General features: G+C 54.3%; 18 protein-coding genes and 7 tRNA genes. 2 read left to right on the top strand and 23 right to left on the bottom strand.

Annotated elements, in window-relative coordinates; all coding sequences use genetic code 11:
• Window positions 1–8 precede the first annotated feature (8 nt).
• Window positions 9–2591 (bottom strand): leucine--tRNA ligase, encoded by a 2583-nt coding sequence (gene leuS / locus N7922_RS17505; RefSeq protein WP_263097523.1) that lies wholly within the window; start codon window positions 2589–2591, stop codon window positions 9–11.
• Window positions 2592–2826: 235 nt separating this feature from the next.
• Here leuS and N7922_RS17500 point away from each other — a divergent pair, with 235 nt between their 5' ends.
• On the top strand, window positions 2827–3309 hold the full coding sequence (locus N7922_RS17500) for a zinc ribbon-containing protein (protein ID WP_263097522.1): 483 nt from the start codon (window positions 2827–2829) through the stop codon (window positions 3307–3309).
• Window positions 3310–3352: 43 nt separating this feature from the next.
• On the opposite strand, the gene N7922_RS17495 is transcribed toward N7922_RS17500, so the two are convergent.
• The 9 genes from N7922_RS17495 to miaB form a co-directional block, all read right to left on the bottom strand.
• The gene (locus tag N7922_RS17495; protein WP_263097521.1) at window positions 3353–4078 is read right to left on the bottom strand and encodes an amino acid ABC transporter ATP-binding protein; all 726 of its coding nucleotides are present in this window, start codon (window positions 4076–4078) and stop codon (window positions 3353–3355) included.
• Window positions 4078–4752: a glutamate/aspartate ABC transporter permease GltK gene (gene gltK / locus N7922_RS17490; RefSeq protein WP_263097520.1), complete on the bottom strand. Its 675-nt coding sequence runs from the start codon at window positions 4750–4752 to the stop codon at window positions 4078–4080. The genes N7922_RS17495 and gltK overlap by 1 nt, the downstream gene beginning before the upstream one ends.
• A 2-nt stretch (window positions 4753–4754) precedes the next feature.
• Window positions 4755–5495: an amino acid ABC transporter permease gene (locus tag N7922_RS17485; protein WP_263097519.1), complete on the bottom strand. Its 741-nt coding sequence runs from the start codon at window positions 5493–5495 to the stop codon at window positions 4755–4757.
• Window positions 5496–5653: 158 nt separating this feature from the next.
• On the bottom strand, window positions 5654–6586 hold the full coding sequence (locus N7922_RS17480; RefSeq protein WP_263097518.1) for an amino acid ABC transporter substrate-binding protein: 933 nt from the start codon (window positions 6584–6586) through the stop codon (window positions 5654–5656).
• Window positions 6587–6986: 400 nt separating this feature from the next.
• A complete protein-coding gene (gene lnt, locus N7922_RS17475) occupies window positions 6987–8525 on the bottom strand; it encodes an apolipoprotein N-acyltransferase (protein WP_263097517.1) in 1539 nt (512 codons plus the stop codon).
• A gap of 5 nt (window positions 8526–8530) precedes the next feature.
• Entirely contained in the window at window positions 8531–9409 is an 879-nt protein-coding gene (gene corC, locus N7922_RS17470) for a CNNM family magnesium/cobalt transport protein CorC (RefSeq protein ID WP_061494453.1), read from the bottom strand.
• A 100-nt stretch (window positions 9410–9509) separates the two neighbouring features.
• Entirely contained in the window at window positions 9510–9977 is a 468-nt protein-coding gene (ybeY, locus tag N7922_RS17465) for an rRNA maturation RNase YbeY (RefSeq protein ID WP_061494454.1), read from the bottom strand.
• Complete coding sequence (locus N7922_RS17460) at window positions 9974–11020, bottom strand: PhoH family protein (protein WP_263097516.1); 1047 nt, start codon at window positions 11018–11020, stop codon at window positions 9974–9976. The genes ybeY and N7922_RS17460 overlap by 4 nt, the downstream gene beginning before the upstream one ends.
• 141 nt (window positions 11021–11161) lie before the next feature.
• Window positions 11162–12586, bottom strand: a complete 1425-nt coding sequence (miaB, locus tag N7922_RS17455; protein ID WP_263097515.1) for a tRNA (N6-isopentenyl adenosine(37)-C2)-methylthiotransferase MiaB — start codon at window positions 12584–12586, stop codon at window positions 11162–11164.
• 170 nt (window positions 12587–12756) lie between these two features.
• Here miaB and ubiF point away from each other — a divergent pair, with 170 nt between their 5' ends.
• On the top strand, window positions 12757–13932 hold the full coding sequence (ubiF, locus tag N7922_RS17450) for a 3-demethoxyubiquinol 3-hydroxylase (protein WP_263097514.1): 1176 nt from the start codon (window positions 12757–12759) through the stop codon (window positions 13930–13932).
• A gap of 29 nt (window positions 13933–13961) precedes the next feature.
• Here the strand turns inward: ubiF and N7922_RS17445 are convergent, their stop codons facing one another.
• From N7922_RS17445 to nagB, 13 genes are all read right to left on the bottom strand, one after another.
• The gene (locus N7922_RS17445; RefSeq protein WP_263097513.1) at window positions 13962–14549 is read right to left on the bottom strand and encodes a hypothetical protein; all 588 of its coding nucleotides are present in this window, start codon (window positions 14547–14549) and stop codon (window positions 13962–13964) included.
• A gap of 120 nt (window positions 14550–14669) precedes the next feature.
• Window positions 14670–14744: transfer RNA gene (locus N7922_RS17440), tRNA-Gln, on the bottom strand.
• Between the two features lie 34 nt (window positions 14745–14778).
• Window positions 14779–14853, bottom strand: a tRNA-Gln gene (locus N7922_RS17435).
• Between the two features lie 49 nt (window positions 14854–14902).
• Window positions 14903–14979 (bottom strand) — tRNA-Met (locus N7922_RS17430).
• 28 nt (window positions 14980–15007) lie between these two features.
• Window positions 15008–15082 (bottom strand) — tRNA-Gln (locus N7922_RS17425).
• 38 nt (window positions 15083–15120) lie between these two features.
• Window positions 15121–15195, bottom strand: a tRNA-Gln gene (locus N7922_RS17420).
• Window positions 15196–15218: 23 nt separating this feature from the next.
• Window positions 15219–15303, bottom strand: a tRNA-Leu gene (locus tag N7922_RS17415).
• A gap of 8 nt (window positions 15304–15311) precedes the next feature.
• A tRNA-Met gene (locus N7922_RS17410) sits at window positions 15312–15388 on the bottom strand.
• A 219-nt stretch (window positions 15389–15607) separates the two neighbouring features.
• Window positions 15608–17272, bottom strand: a complete 1665-nt coding sequence (gene asnB, locus N7922_RS17405) for an asparagine synthase B (protein ID WP_061494459.1) — start codon at window positions 17270–17272, stop codon at window positions 15608–15610.
• A 287-nt stretch (window positions 17273–17559) separates the two neighbouring features.
• Entirely contained in the window at window positions 17560–18312 is a 753-nt protein-coding gene (locus N7922_RS17400; protein WP_263097512.1) for an HAD-IIA family hydrolase, read from the bottom strand.
• Window positions 18313–18354: 42 nt separating this feature from the next.
• A complete protein-coding gene (gene nagC, locus N7922_RS17395) occupies window positions 18355–19575 on the bottom strand; it encodes a DNA-binding transcriptional regulator NagC (protein WP_061494461.1) in 1221 nt (406 codons plus the stop codon).
• 9 nt (window positions 19576–19584) lie between these two features.
• Entirely contained in the window at window positions 19585–20733 is a 1149-nt protein-coding gene (nagA, locus tag N7922_RS17390; RefSeq protein ID WP_263097511.1) for an N-acetylglucosamine-6-phosphate deacetylase, read from the bottom strand.
• A 63-nt stretch (window positions 20734–20796) separates the two neighbouring features.
• Window positions 20797–21597: a glucosamine-6-phosphate deaminase gene (gene nagB, locus N7922_RS17385; protein WP_061494463.1), complete on the bottom strand. Its 801-nt coding sequence runs from the start codon at window positions 21595–21597 to the stop codon at window positions 20797–20799.
• Between the last annotated feature and the right edge of the window lie 221 nt (window positions 21598–21818).

Here is a 21818-nt window from a genome sequence, read left to right as displayed (position 1 = left end):
TCCCGCGCTTAGCCAACGACCAGATTGAGCAGTTTACCCGGTACGTAAATCACTTTACGTACGGTAACGCCATCAAGATATTTCGCGACCAGATGCTCCTGGCCTGCGCGTTCACGCACCTGTTCTTCGGTGGCATCGACGGCGACGGTAATTTTACCGCGCACTTTGCCGTTCACCTGTACGACGACCAGCGTGGTGTTCTCCACCATGGCTTGCTCATCCGCAACCGGCCATGGCGCGTTGTCGATATCGCCTTCGCCGCCCAGCTCTTGCCACAGGGTGAAGCTTGCGTGCGGTGTGAACGGGTTCAGCATACGCACTACTGCCAGCAGCGCTTCCTGCATCAGCGCACGGTCTTGCGCGCTTTCCTGCGGTGCTTTCGCCAGTTTGTTCATCAGCTCCATAATCGCCGCGATCGCGGTGTTGAAGGTCTGACGGCGACCGATATCATCGGACACTTTGGCGATGGTTTTATGCACGTCGCGACGCAGGGCTTGTTGCTCGTCGTTCAGTGCAGCCACATCCAGCGCGGAGACGGCACCCTGTGCGGTGTGCTCGTAAACCAGTTTCCAGACGCGTTTCAGGAAGCGGTTCGCGCCTTCCACGCCGGATTCCTGCCATTCCAGCGTCATGTCCGCCGGGGAGGCAAACATCATAAACAGACGCACGGTGTCCGCGCCGTAACGTTCCACCATTTCCTGCGGATCGATACCGTTGTTTTTCGACTTGGACATTTTGCTCATGCCGGTATATACCAGCTCATGACCTGCCGGATCTTTGGCGTTAACGATGCGGCCTTTCTCGTCGCGTTCAACGATAGCGTCTTTCGGAGACACCCAGTTACGTTCGCCGTTTTCGCCCACGTAATAGAAGGCGTCCGCCAGTACCATCCCCTGACACAGCAGCTGTTTAGCCGGCTCGTCGGAGTTGACCATACCTGCATCGCGCATCAGTTTGTGGAAGAAGCGGAAGTAGAGCAGGTGCATGATGGCGTGTTCGATACCGCCAATGTAAATGTCTACCGGCAACCAGTAGTTAGCTGCTTTCGGGTCCAGCATGCCTTCGTTGTGCTGCGGGCAGGTATAACGCGCGTAGTACCAGGAGGACTCCATAAAGGTGTCGAAGGTGTCGGTTTCGCGCAACGCTGGCTGACCGTTAACGGTGGTTTTCGCCCACTCCGGGTCTGCTTTGATCGGGCTGGTAATCCCGTCCATCACCACATCTTCCGGCAGGATCACCGGCAACTGGTCTTCTGGAGTTGGGATCACGGTGCCATCTTCCAGGGTGACCATCGGAATCGGCGCGCCCCAGTAACGCTGGCGGGAAACACCCCAGTCGCGCAGGCGGAAGTTGACTTTGCGCTCGCCCACGCCTTTGGCCGCCAGTTTATCGGCGATGGCGTTGAAAGCGGCAGTGAAATCAAGACCGTTAAACTCGCCGGAGTTAAACAGCACGCCTTTTTCGGTCAGCGCCTGCGCGGAAAGATCCGGCTCGCTGCCATCGGCGTTAAGAATAACGGGCTTAATGGTCAGGTTGTATTTGGTGGCGAACTCGTAGTCGCGCTGATCGTGGCCCGGAACGGCCATCACCGCGCCAGTACCGTACTCCATCAGCACAAAGTTTGCCGCCCAGACGGGAATGGCTTCGCCAGTCAGCGGGTGAATCGCTTTCAGACCGGTGTCGACGCCTTTTTTCTCCATCGTCGCCATATCGGCTTCCGCCACTTTGGTATTGCGGCATTCATCGATAAAGGCAGCCAGTTCCGGTTTACTTGCCGCAGCCTGTTGCGCCAGCGGATGGCCCGCGGCGACAGCCAGGTAAGTGGCCCCCATAAAGGTGTCCGGACGGGTGGTGTAAACGGTCAGTTTCTGGTCGCTGTTCTGGACGTCAAAAGTGATTTCCACGCCTTCGGAACGGCCAATCCAGTTGCGCTGCATGGTTTTAACGGTATCTGGCCAGTGGTCCAGATTGTCCAGGTCGTTCAGCAGCTCATCGGCATAGGCGGTGATTTTGATAAACCACTGCGGGATCTCTTTACGCTCAACTTTGGTGTCGCAGCGCCAGCAGCAGCCGTCGATAACCTGTTCGTTTGCCAGTACGGTCTGGTCGTTCGGGCACCAGTTCACCGCAGAGGTTTTCTTGTACACGAGGCCTTTTTTATACAGCTCGGTAAAGAACTTCTGTTCCCAGCGGTAGTATTCCGGGGTGCAGGTTGCCAGCTCGCGGCTCCAGTCATAGCCAAAGCCCAGCATTTTGAGCTGGTTTTTCATGTAGGCGATGTTGTCGTAGGTCCACGGTGCCGGCGCGGTGTTATTTTTCACCGCAGCACCTTCAGCGGGCAGGCCAAACGCGTCCCAGCCAATGGGCTGCAGGACGTTTTTACCCAGCATGCGCTGGTAACGGGAAATCACATCGCCAATGGTGTAGTTACGAACGTGGCCCATGTGTAGTCGGCCAGAAGGATAGGGGAGCATTGACAGGCAATAGTATTTTTCTTTGCTCTCGTCTTCAGTAACTTCGAATGTGCGCTTTTCTTCCCAGTGGCGCTGTACGTTGGATTCTATCTCTTCCGGGCGGTATTGCTCTTGCATGGCACCAGTAGTCCTGTTTTTGATACCGCTACGAATGTAGCGTTGTTACGTGGTTTTTCAGATCGGCATAGCATAGCCCAAACGCCCGCCTCAAAACAGCCTTTCCGCGACCCGGCGGCGAAATAGCCGCGCCTTTTTTCGGGGGGCTTTTTGTCCGCGCTGTGGGCGAGTCGGCACTGCGACGGAGAAATAACGTCTACCATTAGAGAGAGTTACTTAACCGGGAGGCGAAGCGATGAACAAGGTTGCTCATTTTTACCGTGAACTGGTTGCGGCGTTAACCGAACGCTTACGCAACGGGGAGCGCGATATTGATGCATTAGTCGGGCAGGCGCGTCAGCGTGTCTCGCAGACCGGTGAATTAACCCGTACGGAAGTCGACGAATTGATGCGTGCCATTCGCCGCGATTTGGAAGAGTTTGCCCGCAGCTACAACGAAAGCCAGGATGAAGTTACCGACAGCGTATTTATGCGGGTGATCAAAGAGAGTCTTTGGCAGGAGCTGGCGGACATCACCGATAAAACGCAACTGGAGTGGCGTGAAGTGTTCCAGGATCTCAATCATCACGGCGTCTATCACAGCGGTGAAGTGGTGGGGCTGGGAAATCTGGTGTGTGAGAAATGCCATTTTCATTTGGCCGTGTATACGCCGGACGTGTTACCGCTGTGCCCGAAATGCGGTCACGATCAGTTTCAACGCCGTCCTTTTGAGCCGTAACAGCAAAACGCCAGCCCCGTTATCGGGGCTGGCATAAACGGACTTAGTGCAGGATTTTGGCGAGGAAATCTTTCGCACGGTCGGATTGCGGGTTGGCGAAGAAGGCCTCTTTTTCAGAGTCCTCAACAATTTTGCCCTCATCCATAAAGATCACGCGGTTCGCCACTTTGCGGGCAAAGCCCATTTCGTGGGTGACCACCATCATTGTCATGCCTTCGTTCGCCAGTTCCACCATGACGTCCAGCACTTCGTTGATCATTTCCGGATCGAGGGCTGACGTCGGTTCATCAAACAGCATTGCTACCGGATCCATGCACAGGGCGCGGGCAATCGCGACGCGCTGTTGCTGCCCCCCGGAAAGCTGCGCCGGGAATTTATTGGCATGCGCCGATAAACCTACGCGATCCAGCAGCTTCAGCCCTTTTTCCCGCGCGGCGGCCTTATCACGCTTCAGCACTTTTACCTGCGCCAGCGTCAGGTTTTCGATAATCGACAGATGGGGGAACAGCTCAAAATGCTGGAACACCATGCCCACGTGGGAACGCAGCTTCGCCAGATCGGTTTTCTTATCATTGACTTTGGTGCCGTTGACGATGATTTCGCCTTTCTGTACCGGCTCCAGACCGTTCACGGTTTTAATCAGAGTGGATTTTCCGGAACCCGATGGGCCGCACACCACCACCACTTCACCTTTTTTCACTTCCGTGGAGCACTCGGTCAGCACCTGAAAGTGGCCATACCATTTCGAAACATTTTTCAGGGAAATCATTAAACGGTCCTTTTCTTCAGCCAGCTGACCAACAGCGAAGCACTGAGACTGATAATAAAATAGACAGCGCCGGCAAACAGGATCATTTCAACCTGCGTGCCGTCACGCTCGCCAATGGTAGACGCCGTACGGAAAAAGTCCGCGAGGCTCAGGACATACACCAGTGAGGTGTCCTGGAATAAGACGATCCCCTGTGTGAGCAGCAACGGGACCATGGCGCGAAACGCCTGCGGCAGGATAATCAATTTCATCGACTGCCAGTGGGTCATCCCCAGCGCCAGTGCGGCGCTGGACTGCCCGCGGGAGATGCTCTGGATCCCGGCGCGGATAATCTCTGAATAGTAAGCCGCCTCGAACATGGAGAACGCCACCATGGCGGAGATCAGCCGGATATCGGTTTTCGGCGATAGCCCAAGTACGTTTTGCAGAAAACCGGGCACGATCAGGTAGAACCACAACAGCACCATCACCAGCGGAATGGAGCGGAAGACGTTCACGTAGCTTTTCGCAAACCAGCGAAACGGCCCAAAGGTCGACAAACGCATCACCGCCAGCAGTGTTCCCCAGACGATACCGACCACGATCGCAATAACGGTGATTTTCAGCGTGACGATAAGCCCGGCCACCAGGTACGGGAAAGAAGGGGCGATAGAACTCCAGTCAAATTCGTACATGGTTATTTGCCTCCCATATTGCCTGGCAGGCGAATTTTGCGTTCCACCAGGTTCATCACCAGCATAATGAAGGCGTTAATCAACACGTACGCTACGGTAATTGCGGTAAAGGATTCCCACGCGTGCGCGGAGTAATCCAACAGTTTCCCCGCCTGCGCCGCCATATCCACCAGACCGATAGTGGAGGCAATAGCGGAGTTTTTGACCAGGTTCATCATCTCGGAGGTCATTGGCGGCACGATCACGCGATAGGCGTTTGGCAGCAGAACGTAACGGTAGGTCTGTGGCAGCGTTAGCCCCATTGCCAGACCGGCGTTTTTCTGCCCACGCGGCAGCGACTGGATGGCGGCGCGTACCTGCTCGCAAACGCGGGCGGCGGTAAACAGCCCCAGGCAGACCATCGAGGAGACGAAGAACTGAATGTTGGGATCCAGCTCTGACTTAAACCACATGCCGATGTCTTCCGGCAGCAGTTCCGGTACCACCAGATACCAGGTAAAGAATTGCACGATCAGCGGTACGTTACGGAACAGTTCGACATAGCAGGTGCCAATGCCGGACAGGAAACGGTTCGGTACGGTTCGCAGGATGCCAAACAGAGAGCCAACCAGAAAAGCGATGATCCAGGCCGTCACAGAAAGCGCGATGGTGACCTGAAAACCGCTCCATAGCCAGCCAAGATAGGTGGTGTTGCCGAACGGGGCTTGTTGCAGGAATATTCCCCAGTTCCAGTCTATGGACATAAATCTACTCCGGAAAAAAAAGGGTAGCAGCGCTACCCTCGAAGATTGTGTGAAGAGCGAGTTTTCGTGCCGAAAGGGGAACGACCCTTCAGCGTATAGTCTGTCCGTGCTGCTTCGACAATCGAGAGGGCAGGATACCCCGCCCCTAATGGTTTTAATTAGTTCAGAGCTTTGTCATTCGGTTCTTTGAACAGCGCTTTCATGTCATCAGAGAGCGTAAAGTTCAGGTTCATGTTTTTTGGCGGAATCGGGTTTTTAAACCACTTATCGTAGGATTTTTCAGCCGCGCCAGAGGTTTGCAGCTGAGCGATGGTGTCATCCATCAGCTTTTTAAACTCCGGATCGTTTTTGCGCAGCATACAGCCGTAAGCTTCGTGGGATTGCGGCGTGCCGACAATGTCCCAGTTATCCGCTTTTTTGGCTTTGGCGCGTTCACCGGCCAGCAGGGCGTCATCCATCATAAAGGCGACAGCACGACCGCTTTCCAGCGTACGGAACGAGTCGCCGTGGTCTTTGGCGCTGATAATGCGCATATCCATTTTTTTCTCGTCATTCAGCTTGTTCAGCAGAATTTCGGAGGTGGTACCGGACGTAACCACCACGGCTTTTCCTTTCAGGTCGGCGAAATCTTTGATTGGGCCGCCTTTTTTGGTCAGCAGACGGGTGCCGACGACGAAGATGGTGTCGGAGAACGCGGCCTGTTTCTGGCGTTCAACGTTGTTGGTGGTGGAGCCGCATTCAAAATCGAACGTGCCGTTTTGCAGCAGCGGAATACGGTTCTGAGAGGTAATTGGGATCAGTTTCACCGCCAGGTCTGGCTTATTGAGTTTCTTCTTCACCGCTTCAACGATAGCGTTGGAGTAGTCCTGAGAGTAACCCACCACTTTTTGTTCGTTGTCGTAATAGGAGAACGGTACGGAAGATTCACGGTGACCGACGACGATAACGCCGTTTTTGGCAATTTTATCCAGCGTCGTTTGCTGTTGTTCCGCCGGGGCTGCTGCCTCCGCCGGTTTAGCATCTTCAGCGTGGACCAGACCGGCTGACAGTCCCATCACCAGCATCGCGGCGGCCAGTTTACGTAATTGCATTTCCAGACTCCTTTATCGTCAGTGCGAAAGCACAGGGATACCCGTTGTGTGTACGTTGTGTTGTTTTTATCTTCTGCAACATATTCGTGCAGCGTCGTGTGTGTTTGTTACATTCAGTCTGGCTTAATGTAAAGATTTTGCTGTGATATTGTTTATTTTTGCGAGGTGCGCCGCACCGATAAGAGGCAAAAATCTTCCATCGCACCAGGCTGGTGCATCTAATGTTCGCTGCCGGTGCGACCCTTTGGCGCATAAGCAGTTTTCATAGTTGCCTGATATCTATAAGCAAATGGCATGCCAATACGACAGGTGCGCCAGGCCGGTTGGCGTTGCGCTTATCTGTTCGACAGGATGATGAGGAGCGGCCCGGTAGCCAATACCACCGGGCTGGGAGAGGGGATTAACGACGGCGTTGACGCAGGCTCATCACCAGTGCGCCAAAGCCCAGCAGGGCAGAGATGATCCACACTGGCCAGTTACCCATACGGGCATACGGCGTTAAACCACGGGTTGGCGTGACCTCAGTGGTGAGGACGTCACGGGTGAACTGTGGGAGCATTGCCTGGATATCACCCTGCGGCCCAATCACAGCGGTGATACCGTTATTGGTGCTACGCAGCAGTGGGCGCGCCAGTTCCAGTGAACGCATCCGCGCCATCTGGAAATGTTGCCACGGCCCGATGGATTTACCAAACCAGGCATCATTAGAGATAGTCAGCAGGAAATCGGTATCCGGGCGGAAATTATCCCGTACTTGCTGACCAAGGATAATTTCATAGCAGATAGCTGCGGTCAGTTTAAAACCGTGCGCCTGCAACTGCGGTTGCACATAAGGGCCGCGGCTGAATGATGACATTGGCAGATCGAAGAAAGGCGCCAGCGGGCGCAGAATCGACTCCAGTGGTACAAATTCGCCGAACGGCACCAGATGGTTTTTGTTATAGCGATTGCTGGATTGGTAACTGTAGGGGCTGTCTTTACCCAGCGTAATCACGGTGTTGTAGGTGTCGTAGCGATTCTTTTGGTTCAGCCGCGCATCGACAATCCCGGTGATCAGCGTGCTGTTCTTCGAACGCAGCAGGTCATCCATCATGCCAAGGAAGTGTTGCTGATTGATTTCCAGATCCGGAATGGCAGACTCCGGCCAGATAATCAGTTGCGATTTACCCATCACTTGCTGTGTGGCATCGAGGTAGATTTTCAGCGTGTTGACCAGTTGGCTCTCATCCCACTTCAGCGCCTGCGGAATATTCCCCTGTACCAGCGAGACCTGCGTGGCCCGTTCCGGCAGCAGTTGATACCACTGGATATAGCGCAGCGGGAAGGGCAGGGCAAACAGCACCACGGCGGCAACCAGCGGGCGCCAGTTGCGCGTTATCAGCGCCAGCACCAGCAAGCCACTGACCACCATAAGCAGGAAGCTAATGGCATCGACCCCCATAATGGGCGCCAGACCTTTCAGCGGCCCGTCAATCTGGCTATAGCCGAATTGCAGCCACGGGAAACCGGTTAAAACCCAGCCGCGCAGAAACTCGGTGATTTGCCATATGACCGGTGCGGCAACCGCCACTCGTAGCCAGTGTGTGGCTGGCCACAGGCGCGACAGGATGCCAGCGAATAAACCGGTATACAGCGACATATACGCCGCCAGCAGCACAACGAGGAAGACGTTGACGGGGCCGGGCATACCGCCGAATTGCGCGATGCTGACATAGACCCAGTGGATACCGCTACCGAACAGGCCAAGCCCCCAGAAATAGCCAATCCAGGCGGATTGCACCGGTCGACGATTGAGGGTTAAGCCCTGTAATCCCATCAGCGAAATGATCGCTGCGGGCCAGATGTCATAAGGAGAAAAAGCCAGCGTTCCGCTGGCTCCGAAAAGTAACGCCAGCAGCAGACGTACGCGCTGGCGCTCAAGCAGTGAGGCAAATACCATTTACATTAATCATCCAGTTTCGGTTGCGGAGAATCGTCCGGCATTCTGACATGAACCTGAATAATACGTCGACTGTCGGCCATCGCGACCTTGAATTGGTAACCATCAATTTCAATGGCTTCGCCGCGTGCAGGCAGGTGACCAAACGCCTGCATCACCAGCCCGCCAATGGTATCCACCTCTTCATCGCTGAAGTGGGTGCCGAAGGTTTCGTTGAAATCTTCAATCGGCGCCAGCGCGCGCACCGTCCAGGTGTGACGGCTGAGCTGGCGGAAATCGATATCCTCTTCTTCGTCGTACTCATCTTCGATTTCGCCGACGATCAGCTCCAGGATATCTTCAATTGTGACCAGACCAGAGACACCACCGAATTCATCAATAACGATAGCCATATGGTAGCGCTGGGAACGGAACTCTTTCAGCATGCGATCCACACGCTTGCTTTCCGGTACCACCACTGCCGGGCGTAACACTTTTTCCATGCTGAATGCTTCGGCATCGCTGCGCATAAACGGCAGCAGATCCTTAGCCATCAAAATCCCTTCGATATGATCTTTGTCTTCGCTGATCACCGGGAAACGTGAGTGGGCGGACTCAATGATGACATCGAGGCATTCGTCCAGCGTCTGGTTACGTTTCAGGGTGATCATTTGTGAACGGGGGATCATGATGTCGCGAACGCGCTGGTCTGCGATGTCCATCACCCCTTCGAGCATATCGCGCGTATCTTCGTCGATAAGCTCGTTCTGTCCGGAGTCTCGGATCAGCGCCAGAAGTTCATCACGGTTTTTGGGTTCGCCGTGAAAAAGCTGGCTCAGTAAAAGGGAGAAGAATCCCTTCTTGCTGTTGGTGTTGTCGCTACTGTGTGGGTTATCGTCGCTCATGGCGTCGTGTGGGTTCTCGTGTTGGTTAAATTATCGCTCGTTACGCGTAAACTCAGCGCCTGACGGTATTATTTTGGTACGCGGCCAGGCCGCGCACCGACTACGCTTTCTCGGAAATGTACGGATCCTCATAGCCCAGAGCAAGCATTATCTCTGTCTCGATCCCTTCCATTTCTTCGGCTTCATCATCTGCAATATGATCGTAACCCAGCAGGTGTAGACTCCCGTGCACCACCATGTGCGCCCAGTGGGCATCCAGCGGTTTACCTTGTTCTTGCGCTTCCTGTTCTACCACCTGGCGGCAGATGATCAGATCGCCCAGCAGCGGCAATTCAATGCCCGGCGGTGCTTCAAACGGGAAGGAGAGCACGTTAGTGGGCTTGTCTTTTCCGCGGTAGGTCAGGTTCAGCTCGTGGCTTTCGGCATTATCGACCACCCGGATGGTGACCTCTGCTTCTTCCTGAAACTGCGGGATCACCGCGTCCAGCCATTTCTGGAACTGCGCTTCTTCCGGCAGGCCGCTGTTATCTTCACAGGCCAGTTGTAAATCGAGGATCACCTGACTCATTTTTGCTCCTGCTCCTGGGCTTCGCGTTTACGCTCGGCGGCCAGTTCTGCTTTACGTTTCTGTTCGGCTTCTTCCCAGGCTTCATAAGCGATAACGATGCGGGCAACCACCGGATGGCGCACCACGTCTTCGCTGTGGAAGAAGTTAAAGCTGATTTCGTCAACGTTTGCCAGCACTTCTATGGCGTGACGTAAACCGGATTTGGTGTTGCGCGGTAAGTCAATCTGCGTGATGTCGCCGGTGATCACCGCTTTGGAGTTAAAACCAATGCGCGTCAGGAACATCTTCATCTGCTCGATGGTGGTGTTCTGGCTCTCATCAAGGATGATAAACGCGTCATTCAGCGTTCGGCCGCGCATATAGGCCAATGGCGCAACTTCAATCACATTACGCTCAATCAGCTTTTCAACGCGTTCAAAACCGAGCATCTCGAACAGCGCGTCATATAGCGGGCGCAGGTACGGGTCCACCTTTTGGCTGAGATCGCCGGGCAGGAAACCGAGCTTTTCACCGGCTTCAACCGCCGGGCGGGTCAGCAGAATACGACGAACTTCCTGACGCTCCAGCGCATCTACTGCGGCGGCAACCGCAAGGTAGGTTTTACCTGTACCGGCAGGGCCAACACCGAAGGTAATGTCATGATCGAGAATATGGGCGATGTACTGCGCCTGGTTTGGCGTGCGCGGTTTAATGACGCCGCGTTTGGTCTTGATATTGATAGCCTTGCCATAGTCCGGCACGCTGTCGGCGCTCTGTTCCAGCACGCGCGCTTCTTTGATCGCCAGGTGGATCTGCTCTGGCTCGATGTCCTGGGTCTGCCCGCGCATCGGGGCGGTGTCGACATACAGCGTGCGCAGAATATCTGCAGCAGCGTTGACGCAAATTTCGCGCCCGGTGAGTTTGAAGTGGTTATCGCGGCGGTTGATTTCGATGCCCAGTCGCCGCTCCAGTTGTTTGATATTGTCATCAAACGGGCCGCACAGACTTAGCAGACGAGCGTTGTCCGCCGGTTCAAGGGTAATTTCACGCGTATCTATGTTCAAACTGTTCCTCTTTTCGGTGTGTCGCCGTAGCGCCCATTAGGGAATTATTCACGGCAGAGAGAGAAGTCGCAAGCATAGCGGTTGATGTTGGGGTGGGTAAGGGGAAAAGCAAGGCCTGCCGGAACAGGCAGGCCTTTCGCATCAGGGCTGATACATCCCGACGCCGATGTCATTCTCTTTGCGGGTACGAGCAATAACGGACTCCGGCGATTCGACAACGCGCAGGCCCATTTCCTCTTCGGTACGCACCACCACGCCACGCAGGGAGTTGGTGTAGACGTCGACGATTTCGACATCAACGAATTTACCGATCATCTCCGGCTTGCCTTCAAAGTTCACCACGCGGTTGTTCTCCGTGCGACCGGAGAGCTCCATGATGTTTTTGCGCGAGGTGCCTTCGACCAGAATGCGTTGGGTGGTACCGAGCATGCGGCGGCTCCAGGCCATGGCTTGCTGGTTAATACGCTCCTGCAGAATGTACAGACGCTGTTTTTTCTCCTCTTCCGGTACATCGTCCACCATATCGGCGGCGGGCGTTCCCGGGCGGGCGGAGAAGATAAAGCTGTAGCTCATGTCGAAATTCACATCGGCAATCAGCTTCATGGTTTTTTCGAAATCGTCGGTGCTTTCGCCGGGGAAGCCGACAATAAAGTCGGAACTGATTTGGATGTCCGGACGCGCCGCACGCAGTTTACGAATAATAGCTTTGTATTCCAGTGCGGTGTGCGTACGGCTCATCAGGTTCAGCACGCGGTCAGAACCGCTTTGCACCGGCAGATGCAGGAAGCTCACCAGCTCTGGCGTATCACGGTAAACTTCGATGATGTCATCGGTGAACTCAATCGGATGGCTGGTGGTGAAACGGATGCGGTCGATACCGTCGATAGCCGCCACCAGACGCAGCAACTCGGCGAAAGTGCCGGTGCTGCCATCGAAGTTTTCGCCACGCCAGGCGTTAACGTTCTGGCCCAGCAGGTTCACCTCACGCACGCCCTGCGCTGCCAGTTGGGCGATTTCAAACAGGATATCGTCGGAAGGGCGGCTCACCTCTTCACCGCGGGTATAAGGCACCACGCAGTAAGTACAATATTTGTTGCAGCCTTCCATAATGGAAACAAAGGCGGTTGGGCCGTCAGCGCGCGGTTCCGGCAGGCGGTCGAACTTCTCAATCTCCGGGAAGCTGATATCGACCACCGGGCTGCGGTTGCCGCGTACAGCGTTGATCATTTCTGGCAGACGGTGCAGGGTTTGTGGCCCGAAAATAATGTCGACATAGTGCGCACGCTGACGAATATGGTCGCCTTCCTGTGAGGCCACGCAGCCGCCAACGCCAATGATCAGATCCGGCTTTTTCTCTTTCAGCAACTTCCAGCGGCCTAATTGATGAAACACCTTTTCCTGTGCTTTTTCGCGGATGGAACAGGTATTAAGCAGCAGCACATCGGCTTCTTCCGCTTCTTCTGTCAATTGATACCCGTGCGTGGCATCCAGCAGATCGGCCATCTTCGATGAATCGTATTCGTTCATCTGACAGCCCCAGGTTTTTATGTGGAGTTTTTTTGTCATCGACTTGCTCTTGCTTAAGTTCGTATACCCTAAAATAACGGATATAAGCCAGGATTGCAGGGCGCGTATTGTAATGCTTTGGTCGCGTGCTGACCAGTCTGACGGATGTCAGTCTCAAGACGTAAAAAATCCGGTAAACTTAACGGATTCTCGTTTAAGGATAGTTAGCGATGACAAATCAATCCACTGAGGTCGCGGTCGTCGGCGGCGGTATGGTCGGCGGGGCGCTGGCGCTGGGGCTGGCGCAACACGGGTTTGCAGTAACGGTGATTGAGCAGCAGGCACCGCCGCTGTTTGATGCAACGTCGCAGCCGGATGTGCGGATCTCTGCGATCAGCGCGGCATCGGTGGCGGTGCTGCGCGGGCTGGGCGTGTGGGAGCGCATTCAGCACATGCGCTGCCACCCGTACCGACGGCTGGAAACCTGGGAGTGGGAAAACGCGCACGTTGAATTCGATGCCCGTGAACTGAAACTGCCGCTGCTGGGCTATATGGTTGAAAACGTTGTCCTGCAGCGCGCGCTGTGGGAGGCGCTGGAGGCGCATCCGCAAGTCACGTTGCGCACGCCCGCAGCATTAAGTGCGATGCATGCCCTGAACGAACAGCATGAATTGACTTTTGAAGATGGCAGTACGTTAACCGCTAAACTGGTGGTCGGCGCCGACGGCGCGAATTCCCGCGTACGACAAGCTTCCGGCATCGGTATTCATGCCTGGCAGTATCAGCAATCCTGCATGTTGATTACCGTTAAATGCGAGCAGGACGCAGGAGACAGCACCTGGCAACATTTCACCCCTGACGGACCGCATGCGTTTTTACCGCTGTTTGATGGCTGGGCATCGCTGGTGTGGTACGACACACCCGCGCGTATCCGTCAGTTGCAATCGATGAGCATGGCGCAATTAGAGCAAGAGATTGCCCGACACTTCCCGCCGCGTCTGGGCCATGTTACACCGGTTGCCGCCGCAGCGTTCCCGCTGGCGCGTCGCCATGCATTGCAGTATGTACGCCCCGGATTAGCGCTGGTTGGCGATGCTGCGCACACTATCCATCCGCTCGCCGGGCAAGGGGTGAATCTGGGGTATCGCGATGTGGATGCGCTGCTGGATGTGCTGGCAAGTGCGCGTACGCACGGTGAAGCCTGGGCCAGTCAGCAGATTCTAAAACGCTACCAGACGCGGCGTATGGCGGATAACTTTATTATGCAAAGCGGGATGGATCTTTTTTATGCCGGGTTCAGCAATACGCTTGGCCCGGTGCGACTGCTGCGCAATATCGGTCTGATGGCGGCGGATCGCGCCGGTGTGCTGAAACGGCAGGCGCTGAAGTACGCATTAGGGCTGTAAAGGGGCTGCGGGCGCCGCGCCCGCAGTACTCATATGATTGCCAACAACGTATCCAGTGCCGTGTGCGCGCCTTTTTTGTCGATAAAAAAGGCCTGATACCCCTCAACCCCTTCAACCTGTTGCAGCGTCCATTCACCGTTGTACATTTTGCGCAGCAGTAACACCGTGCGGTTAAGTGGCACCAGCAGAATAATCAGTGCGACTAAGGCCGCCACCCCATAACCAATGGAGAGCGGGTTTGCACTGGCCTGTTGCGCCAGCAGCGCCACGGACGCAACTTGCAGAGCGAGCCTGGCGATAAGAGTCCGCATACAGAATTGCTGAAGGCGCTGTGGCGTAGAGAAGCAGGGATTTTTCAGCGATGAACGTGTTTCCTGCACCGGAATGCCCTGCACGTACACCGTCCAGTGAGTTGTCTCCTTCAGCAGCAGGGCCTGGCCGCTTTCGCTCAGCGTATGCAGACGCATGGATATGACAACCGGAAAGATCAACCCCATACAGAGGCCATAGAAGATTGGCGCGGAGAGGCCCATAAAAGCAAGACCGAAGCCGATGACCACAAAGAGCACATACAGCGGGGCATAAATTAACAGGGCAGTGTTTTGATAGTTCATCATGCGGGCTCAAAGGAGAAAGGCGGGTAAATTACCACACGGTTTATGCCGTGATTAACTACCAACTCCGGGGATGCGCAAGAAAACAAAAAAGCCCGCCGAAGCGAGCTTTTTTGCATTGTGTGGCTGGGGTACGAGGATTCGAACCTCGGAATGGTGGAATCAGAATCCACTGCCTTACCGCTTGGCGATACCCCAAAAGTGCGTTCGCAAAAGCAAACGTCTTTTAAGATGGCTGGGGTACGAGGATTCGAACCTCGGGATGGTGGAATCAGAATCCACTGCCTTACCGCTTGGCGATACCCCAACAACACGTTTTAAGATTTAACGTTTCAGATAACGTCAGATCCTGAATATGGTGGCTACGACGGGAATCGAACCTGTGACCCCAGCATTATGAGTGCTGTGCTCTAACCAGCTGAGCTACGTAGCCAAATTTTACTGCTTACCCAGTCATCGACTGGCTGGGGTACCTGGATTCGAACCAGGGAATGCCGGTATCAAAAACCGGTGCCTTACCGCTTGGCGATACCCCAACGACTGACGCGAATAAACGCAGGAGTCGAAGAAGAGATGGCTGGGGTACCTGGATTCGAACCAGGGAATGCCGGTATCAAAAACCGGTGCCTTACCGCTTGGCGATACCCCATCCGTGCAACGCCTGTCTGGGAATGGTGCGGGAGGCGAGACTTGAACTCGCACACCTTGCGGCGCCAGAACCTAAATCTGGTGCGTCTACCAATTTCGCCACTCCCGCAAAAAAGATGGTGGCTACGACGGGAATCGAACCTGTGACCCCAGCATTATGAGTGCTGTGCTCTAACCAGCTGAGCTACGTAGCCATCTTTTTTCGCGTTACCTTATCGGCGTTGCGGGGCGCATTATGCGTATTGGGCCTTACAGCGTCAATACCTTTTTCATCGAAAATTGCCGGAATGTGACTGTTTGGTTAGGTTGCGAACAGCATGACGCTTTATTCAGCAAAATTCGATTTTATGCGTTAAATCAGTGAGACAAAAAAATACAGGCCCCGCAGGACCTGTAAGAATAACCATGACTTATTAATAAGCGGACTGGTGAATACCGACGGCGCGACCTGACGGATCGTTCATGGTTTTGAACGCTTCGTCCCACTCAAATGCTTTTGCGGAAGAGCAGGCGACAGACGGGCCGCCAGGTACGCATTCTGCAGCGCTCGGTACCGGGAACAGCTCTTCAAAGATCTCACGGTACAGATAGGCTTCTTTCGATGCCGGCGTGTTGTACGGGAAGCGGTAGCTGGCGGTGGCCAGTTGCTGATCCGTCACCTGCTGCGCGGCCACTTCTTTCAGCGTATCAATCCAGCTATAGCCCACGCCGTCGGAGAACTGCTCTTTCTGACGCCATGCCACGCTTGCCGGCAGATAGGATTCAAAACATTCGCGCAGAATGTGTTTTTCCATTTTGCCGTTGCTGCCGCACATCTTATCTTCCGGGTTAATGCGCATAGCCACGTCGAGGAATTTCTTGTCCAGGAACGGTACGCGTGCTTCCACGCCCCAGGCCGACATCGCTTTGTTCGCACGGGCGCAGTCAAACATATGCAGCGCCTGCAGTTTACGCACGGTTTCCTCGTGCAACTCTTTGGCATCCGGCGCTTTATGGAAATAGAGGTAACCGCCAAACACTTCATCGGAGCCTTCGCCGGAGAGCACCATTTTGATGCCCATTGCTTTGATCTTACGCGACATCAGGTACATCGGTGTGGAGGCGCGAATGGTGGTCACATCATAGGTTTCAATGTGATAGATCACGTCGCGAATCGCATCCAGACCTTCCTGCACGGTGAAGTGGATTTCATGGTGCACGGTACCAAGATGGTTTGCCACTTCTTGCGCGGCTTTCAGATCCGGCGCACCTTTCAGACCCACGGCAAAGGAATGAAGCTGTGGCCACCAGGCTTCTGAACGCTCCTGATCTTCAACGCGGCGCGCGGCAAATTTCTTGGTAATGGCGGAAATCACTGAGGAGTCCAGACCACCCGAAAGCAGCACGCCGTAAGGCACGTCTGACATCAGATGACTTTTCACAGCATCTTCCAGCGCCTGACGCAGTTCCGCTTTGTCTGTCACATTGTCTTTTACGGCGTCGTATTCGAACCAGTCACGCTGGTAGTAGGAGCGGATTTCACCGTCTTTGCTCCATAAATAGCTGCCCGCCGGGAACTCTTTGATGGTGCGGCAAACCGGCACCAGCGCTTTCATTTCGGATGCAACATAGAAGTTACCGTGCTCATCATGGCCCATATACAGCGGGATAATACCAATATGGTCACGGCCAATCAGGTAGGCGTCTTTTTCACTGTCATACAGCACGAAAGCGAACATCCCTTGCAGATCGTCGAGGAAATCCGGGCCTTTTTCCTGATACAGCGCGAGGATCACTTCGCAGTCAGAACCGGTCTGGAAGGCGTAGCGGTCACCATATTCTGCGCGCAGCGCCTGGTGGTTGTAGATTTCACCGTTCACGGCCAGCGCATGTGTTTTTTTCTCGTTATACAGCGGCTGAGCACCGGCGTTAACGTCAACAATAGAGAGACGTTCATGGGCCAGGATGGCTTTATCGCTTGCGTAAACGCCGGACCAGTCAGGGCCGCGGTGGCGCATCAGGCGGGATAATTCCAGCGCTTTTTTACGTAACTCGGCCGCGTCGGTTTTAATATCCAGTACGCCAAAAATTGAACACATAGACTTCTCCGTTAACCTTTCAGGGCATGCAGTGTTGTGTAGTTGCAGACGCTGCGTCATCGCATTGTCTTATCGCGTGCCTTCAAAAATGCCGCAAAGGGCAAAGGGGCGCAAGCCTTTTACCGTCGATAAATCAAAAAGCGCAATGACCATTGCTGAATGCTGAAAAAAGAGTATGTATTGTGCAGCATTATTGATGAATCATCAAAATAGCGCGGTTTTTATTGAATGGTGTTGTTTTTGGCAGGGGTAAAAATAAAAAAACACGCCCGAAGACGTGGTGATGATCAAATAACGTCGATTTCAGCGACGGAGGGGTAAATCCACGAAGGCCGGAACGGCATGCTGTCGACATCGTCGAGCCGCGATACGCCGGAGAGCACAAGGATTGTTTCCAGACCAGCCTGGAAGCCTGCCAGAATATCGGTACGCAGATTATCGCCGACAATAACGGTTTGCTCTGAGTGCGCCTGCATGGTGTTGAGGGCGGCGCGGATGATCCACGGGCTGGGTTTGCCCACATAAAAAGGCTGACGACCGGAAATTTTTTCAATCCCGGCGCAGAGCGCGCCGCAGGCCGGGTAGTAGCCGCGACCGTGGGTGTCCGGGTTGGTGGCGATAAACCGCGCGCCGTTCGCCACGAAGAAGGCGGCCTTATGCATCATCTCCCAGTTATAGGAGCGGGTTTCACCGACGATAACAAAATCAGGGTTAATGTCGGTAATGGTAAAGCCTGCTTTATACAGTTCGTGGATCAGCGCGCCTTCACCCACAACATAGGCTTTTTTCCCTTCCTGACGCTTAAGAAAATCCGCAGTCGCCATTGCCGAGGTGTAAAAGACGCTGGCGGGTACATCAATGCCCGCAGAGGCGAAGCGGTTGGCGAGATCCTGGCCGGTCTGCGAAGGGTAGTTGGTCAGCAGTACCAGCGGCATGCCTTTCTCAAGGATGCGGGTCACAAATTCGGCGGCGCCCGGTACGGCAACATTATCGTGCATCAGCACGCCGTCAATATCACAGATAACATTCTGAATGGTCATGGACTGTCCGGATGAAAAAATAAGTATTAACTATAAACGTTGTTAATTTTCCAGCAAACGTTGCAGCAGCAAACCGTTCAGCATGGCGCGTTTTACCAGCGCAAATGCGCCAATAGCGGAACGGTGATCCAGCGTTGAGCGCACCACCGGCAGGTTTTTGCGAAACGCTTTCAGCACCTGGGTGTTGATGCAGCCTTCAATGGCAGGCAGCAGCACCTTCTCCGCTTCGACGATTTCCCCGGCGATGACCACTTTTTGCGGGTTGAAGAGGTTGATGGCGATGGCAATGGTTTTACCAAGATGGCGACCGACGTGCTCGATCACTTCGCAGGCCAGCGCATCGCCTTTGTTGGCGGCTTTACAGATAGCTTTGATGGTGCAGTCATCCAGCGTCAGGCGACTCTGGTAACCCTGTTCCAGCAGATGGCGAACCCGTTGTTCAATTGCGGCGTTGGCGGCAATGGTTTCCAGACAACCGAAGTTACCGCAGTGGCAGCGCTCACCGAGCGGTTCAACCTGAATATGCCCAATTTCGCCAACGTTGCCGTTACGGCCGATAAAAATGCGCCCGTTGGAGATGATCCCTGCGCCCGTACCGCGATGCACGCGCACCAGAATGGAGTCTTCGCAATCCTGGCTTGCCCCAAAGTAGTGCTCAGCTAGCGCCAGACTACGGATGTCGTGGCCAACAAAACAGGTGAGCTTAAACCGCTTTTCCAGCGCTTCAACCAACCCCCAATTCTCTACCTGAATATGCGGCATATAACGAATCACGCCGCTTTCCGGATCCACCAGCCCCGGCAGGATCACGGAAATGGCAATCAACTCGCGGATTTTGCGCTGGCAGCTTTCGATAAACAGACCGATGGTGTTGAGTAGCGCATGTTCCAGCGTTTCCTGGGTGCGCTCCGGTAACGGGTAGTGCTCTTCCGCCAGCACTTTGGCGCTCAGATCGTAGAGCGTCAGGGTGGTGTCATAGCGGCCAAGCCGTACGCCAATCGCCTGAAAATTGCGGGTTTCGGTGACAATAGAGATGGCGCGGCGGCCTCCGGTAGAGGCCTGCTGATCGACTTCTTTGATCAGCCCGCGTTCAATCAGTTGGCGCGTGATTTTCGTCACGCTGGCAGGTGCAAGCTGGCTCTGTTCGGCAATTTGTATGCGCGAAATGGGTCCATGCTGATCAATCAGGCGGTACACCGCCGCACTGTTAAGCTGTTTAACGAGGTCAACGTTACCGATTTGAGCTTGTCCGCCTGATGTCATACCGTTTATTTACTCAGTGACGACCTCGTTACCATTAACGATGGTCTTGATGATTTTATAATCGTGCGTGAATGCCGTCAGGTTCGCCACTTTTCCGGCGGCGATGCTGCCAAGTGTTGTGGCAACACCGATTGCGCGAGCAGGGTAGAGGGTTGCCATGCGCAGCGCTTCATCCAGCGCGACGCCAACATGTTCCACCAGGTTCCGTACCCCTTCGATCATCGTCAGGGCGGAGCCGCTCAGCGTTCCGTTTTCATCCACACACAGTCCATTACGGTAGTATATTGTTTTACCAGCAAAAATGAACTGGTCAATATGTGCACCCGCAGGCGCTGTTGCGTCCGTCACCAGGCAAAGTTTGTCACCTTTCAGACGTTTAGCGTTACGAATATTAACGTAATCGACATGCAGGCCATCTGCAATAACGCCGCAATAAACATCTGCATCATCAAGTACCGCGCCAGCCAGTCCCGGCTCGCGACCGGTAATGTACGGCATGGCATTATAAAGGTGGGTGGCAAAGGTGATCCCGGCGCGGAAACCGGCTTTGGCTTCTTTCAGCGTGGCGTTCGAATGCCCGGCGGATACGACAATCCCGGCGTTAGCCAACTGGCGAATAACCGTTTCGCCGGCAATTTCTGGAGCCAGTGTCACCTTGGTTATCACGTCGGCGTTCTGGCACAGGAAGTCCACCAGCGCGGCATCCGGCTTACGCACGTAGTCTGGGTTGTGGGTGCCTTTTTTAATGATGTTCAGCCACGGTCCTTCCAGATGAAGACCCAGCGCCTGGTGCGGGTGTTTCGCCAGGTAGTCGCGCATAACCTGCACGCCCTGTTTCATTAATGCGTCGCTGCTGGTGATAAGCGTTGGCAGGTAACTGGTGCAGCCGGACTTTTCATTGGCTTGTTGCATAATTTCCAGCGTTTTCACGGTCACTGCGTCAGCGGTATCGTTGAACTGTACGCCGCCGCAGCCGTTAAGCTGGACATCGATAAAACCGGGGGCAAGAATGGCGCCATTCAGCGAGCGTTGTTCGATGCCGGCCGGCAAGTCAGCCAGCGGGCAAAGACGATCAATCAGCCCATCGGCGACCACCAGTGCGTGATCATCCAGGATTTCATGGCCGGTGTAGATCCGGCAATGGGTTAAAGTATACATAACGACCCCCGGTAACAAATGTGCGCCGCTCCGCAGGGCTTCCCATACGGAGCGGAAACTGAATTACAGACCTTTGATGTTTTCCGCTTCTAACTCGTTGAAGTATTTCAGCGTTTTAACTTTCAGTTCCATGGTGGACGGTTCGTCACAGACGATCACCGCTTTCGGGTGCAGTTGCAGGCAGCTGATGGTCCACATATGGTTAACGTTGCCTTCAACAGCCGCTTGCAGCGCTTGCGCTTTCACACCGCCCAGCACCAGAATCATCACTTCTTCTGCATCAAGCAGGGTGCCCACGCCAACGGTCAGCGCATATTTCGGCACCTGGTTGACATCACCATCGAAGAAACGTGAGTTTGCCACGCGGGTGTCATGGGTCAGGGTTTTAATGCGCGTACGTGATGCCAGTGAAGAGGCCGGTTCGTTAAAGGCGATATGGCCATCGTTGCCCACGCCGCCCATAAACAGATGAATTTTGCCGTAGGCGCGAATCTTTTCTTCGTAACGGCGGCATTCTGCGTCAATATCCGGCGCGTTGCCATCGAGAAGGTTAATGTTTTCCGCCGGAATATCAACGTGATCAAAGAAATTGCGGTGCATAAAGCTGTAGTAGCTTTCCGGATGATCCTTCGGCAGACCGACATATTCGTCCATGTTGAAGGTGACAACGTGCTGGAAACTAACCTGGCCCGCTTTGTGCATTTCAACTAACGCTTTGTATGCGGTAAGAGGCGTGCCGCCGGTCGGCAGACCAAGAATAAACGGACGATCCGCAGTGGGTTTGAATGCGTTGATGCGGTTAACGATATGGCGGGCCGCCCATTTGCCGACGTGTTCTGCTGTCGCCAGTGGAATCAGTCTCATTATTCACCTCTGAAAGTTAAATGAAAAACAGTGACGGAGTGCATGCGAGCTCAGCGTTAAGCCTAACCTGGTTTCGTGACAGAGAAGGGAGCAATCCGTCTTGATATTTTGAATCTTAAAATAAGTTTTGATTGTTTGCCAGCGAAAAGGAGGGTTATTGACGATACTTAGTGATTTTTATCACAAAAAGTACGCATTTAATTTGCGAGGCGAATTAATTT

The organism is Kosakonia sp. ML.JS2a, from assembly GCF_025642095.1.
GTDB lineage: Bacteria > Pseudomonadota > Gammaproteobacteria > Enterobacterales > Enterobacteriaceae.
Note: the sequence above shows the minus strand (reverse complement) of the source record. Positions and strands in the feature narration are given on the sequence as shown.

Excerpts from the sequence above, each read along its gene's own strand:
- nagB (WP_061494463.1), bottom strand. The coding sequence starts at position 21,597 with ATGAGACTGATTCCACTGGCGACAGCAGAACACGTCGGCAAATGGGCG.
- miaB (WP_263097515.1), bottom strand. The coding sequence starts at position 12,586 with ATGACAAAAAAACTCCACATAAAAACCTGGGGCTGTCAGATGAACGAA.
- nagC (WP_061494461.1), bottom strand. The coding sequence starts at position 19,575 with ATGACATCAGGCGGACAAGCTCAAATCGGTAACGTTGACCTCGTTAAA.
- ybeY (WP_061494454.1), bottom strand. The coding sequence starts at position 9,977 with ATGAGTCAGGTGATCCTCGATTTACAACTGGCCTGTGAAGATAACAGC.
- N7922_RS17400 (WP_263097512.1), bottom strand. The coding sequence starts at position 18,312 with ATGACCATTCAGAATGTTATCTGTGATATTGACGGCGTGCTGATGCAC.
- N7922_RS17445 (WP_263097513.1), bottom strand. The coding sequence starts at position 14,549 with ATGATGAACTATCAAAACACTGCCCTGTTAATTTATGCCCCGCTGTAT.
- leuS (WP_263097523.1), bottom strand. The coding sequence starts at position 2,591 with ATGCAAGAGCAATACCGCCCGGAAGAGATAGAATCCAACGTACAGCGC.
- N7922_RS17480 (WP_263097518.1), bottom strand. The coding sequence starts at position 6,586 with ATGCAATTACGTAAACTGGCCGCCGCGATGCTGGTGATGGGACTGTCA.
- gltK (WP_263097520.1), bottom strand. The coding sequence starts at position 4,752 with ATGTACGAATTTGACTGGAGTTCTATCGCCCCTTCTTTCCCGTACCTG.
- lnt (WP_263097517.1), bottom strand. The coding sequence starts at position 8,525 with ATGGTATTTGCCTCACTGCTTGAGCGCCAGCGCGTACGTCTGCTGCTG.
- nagA (WP_263097511.1), bottom strand. The coding sequence starts at position 20,733 with ATGTATACTTTAACCCATTGCCGGATCTACACCGGCCATGAAATCCTG.
- N7922_RS17500 (WP_263097522.1), top strand. The coding sequence starts at position 2,827 with ATGAACAAGGTTGCTCATTTTTACCGTGAACTGGTTGCGGCGTTAACC.
- corC (WP_061494453.1), bottom strand. The coding sequence starts at position 9,409 with ATGAGCGACGATAACCCACACAGTAGCGACAACACCAACAGCAAGAAG.
- asnB (WP_061494459.1), bottom strand. The coding sequence starts at position 17,272 with ATGTGTTCAATTTTTGGCGTACTGGATATTAAAACCGACGCGGCCGAG.
- N7922_RS17485 (WP_263097519.1), bottom strand. The coding sequence starts at position 5,495 with ATGTCCATAGACTGGAACTGGGGAATATTCCTGCAACAAGCCCCGTTC.
- N7922_RS17495 (WP_263097521.1), bottom strand. The coding sequence starts at position 4,078 with ATGATTTCCCTGAAAAATGTTTCGAAATGGTATGGCCACTTTCAGGTG.
- ubiF (WP_263097514.1), top strand. The coding sequence starts at position 12,757 with ATGACAAATCAATCCACTGAGGTCGCGGTCGTCGGCGGCGGTATGGTC.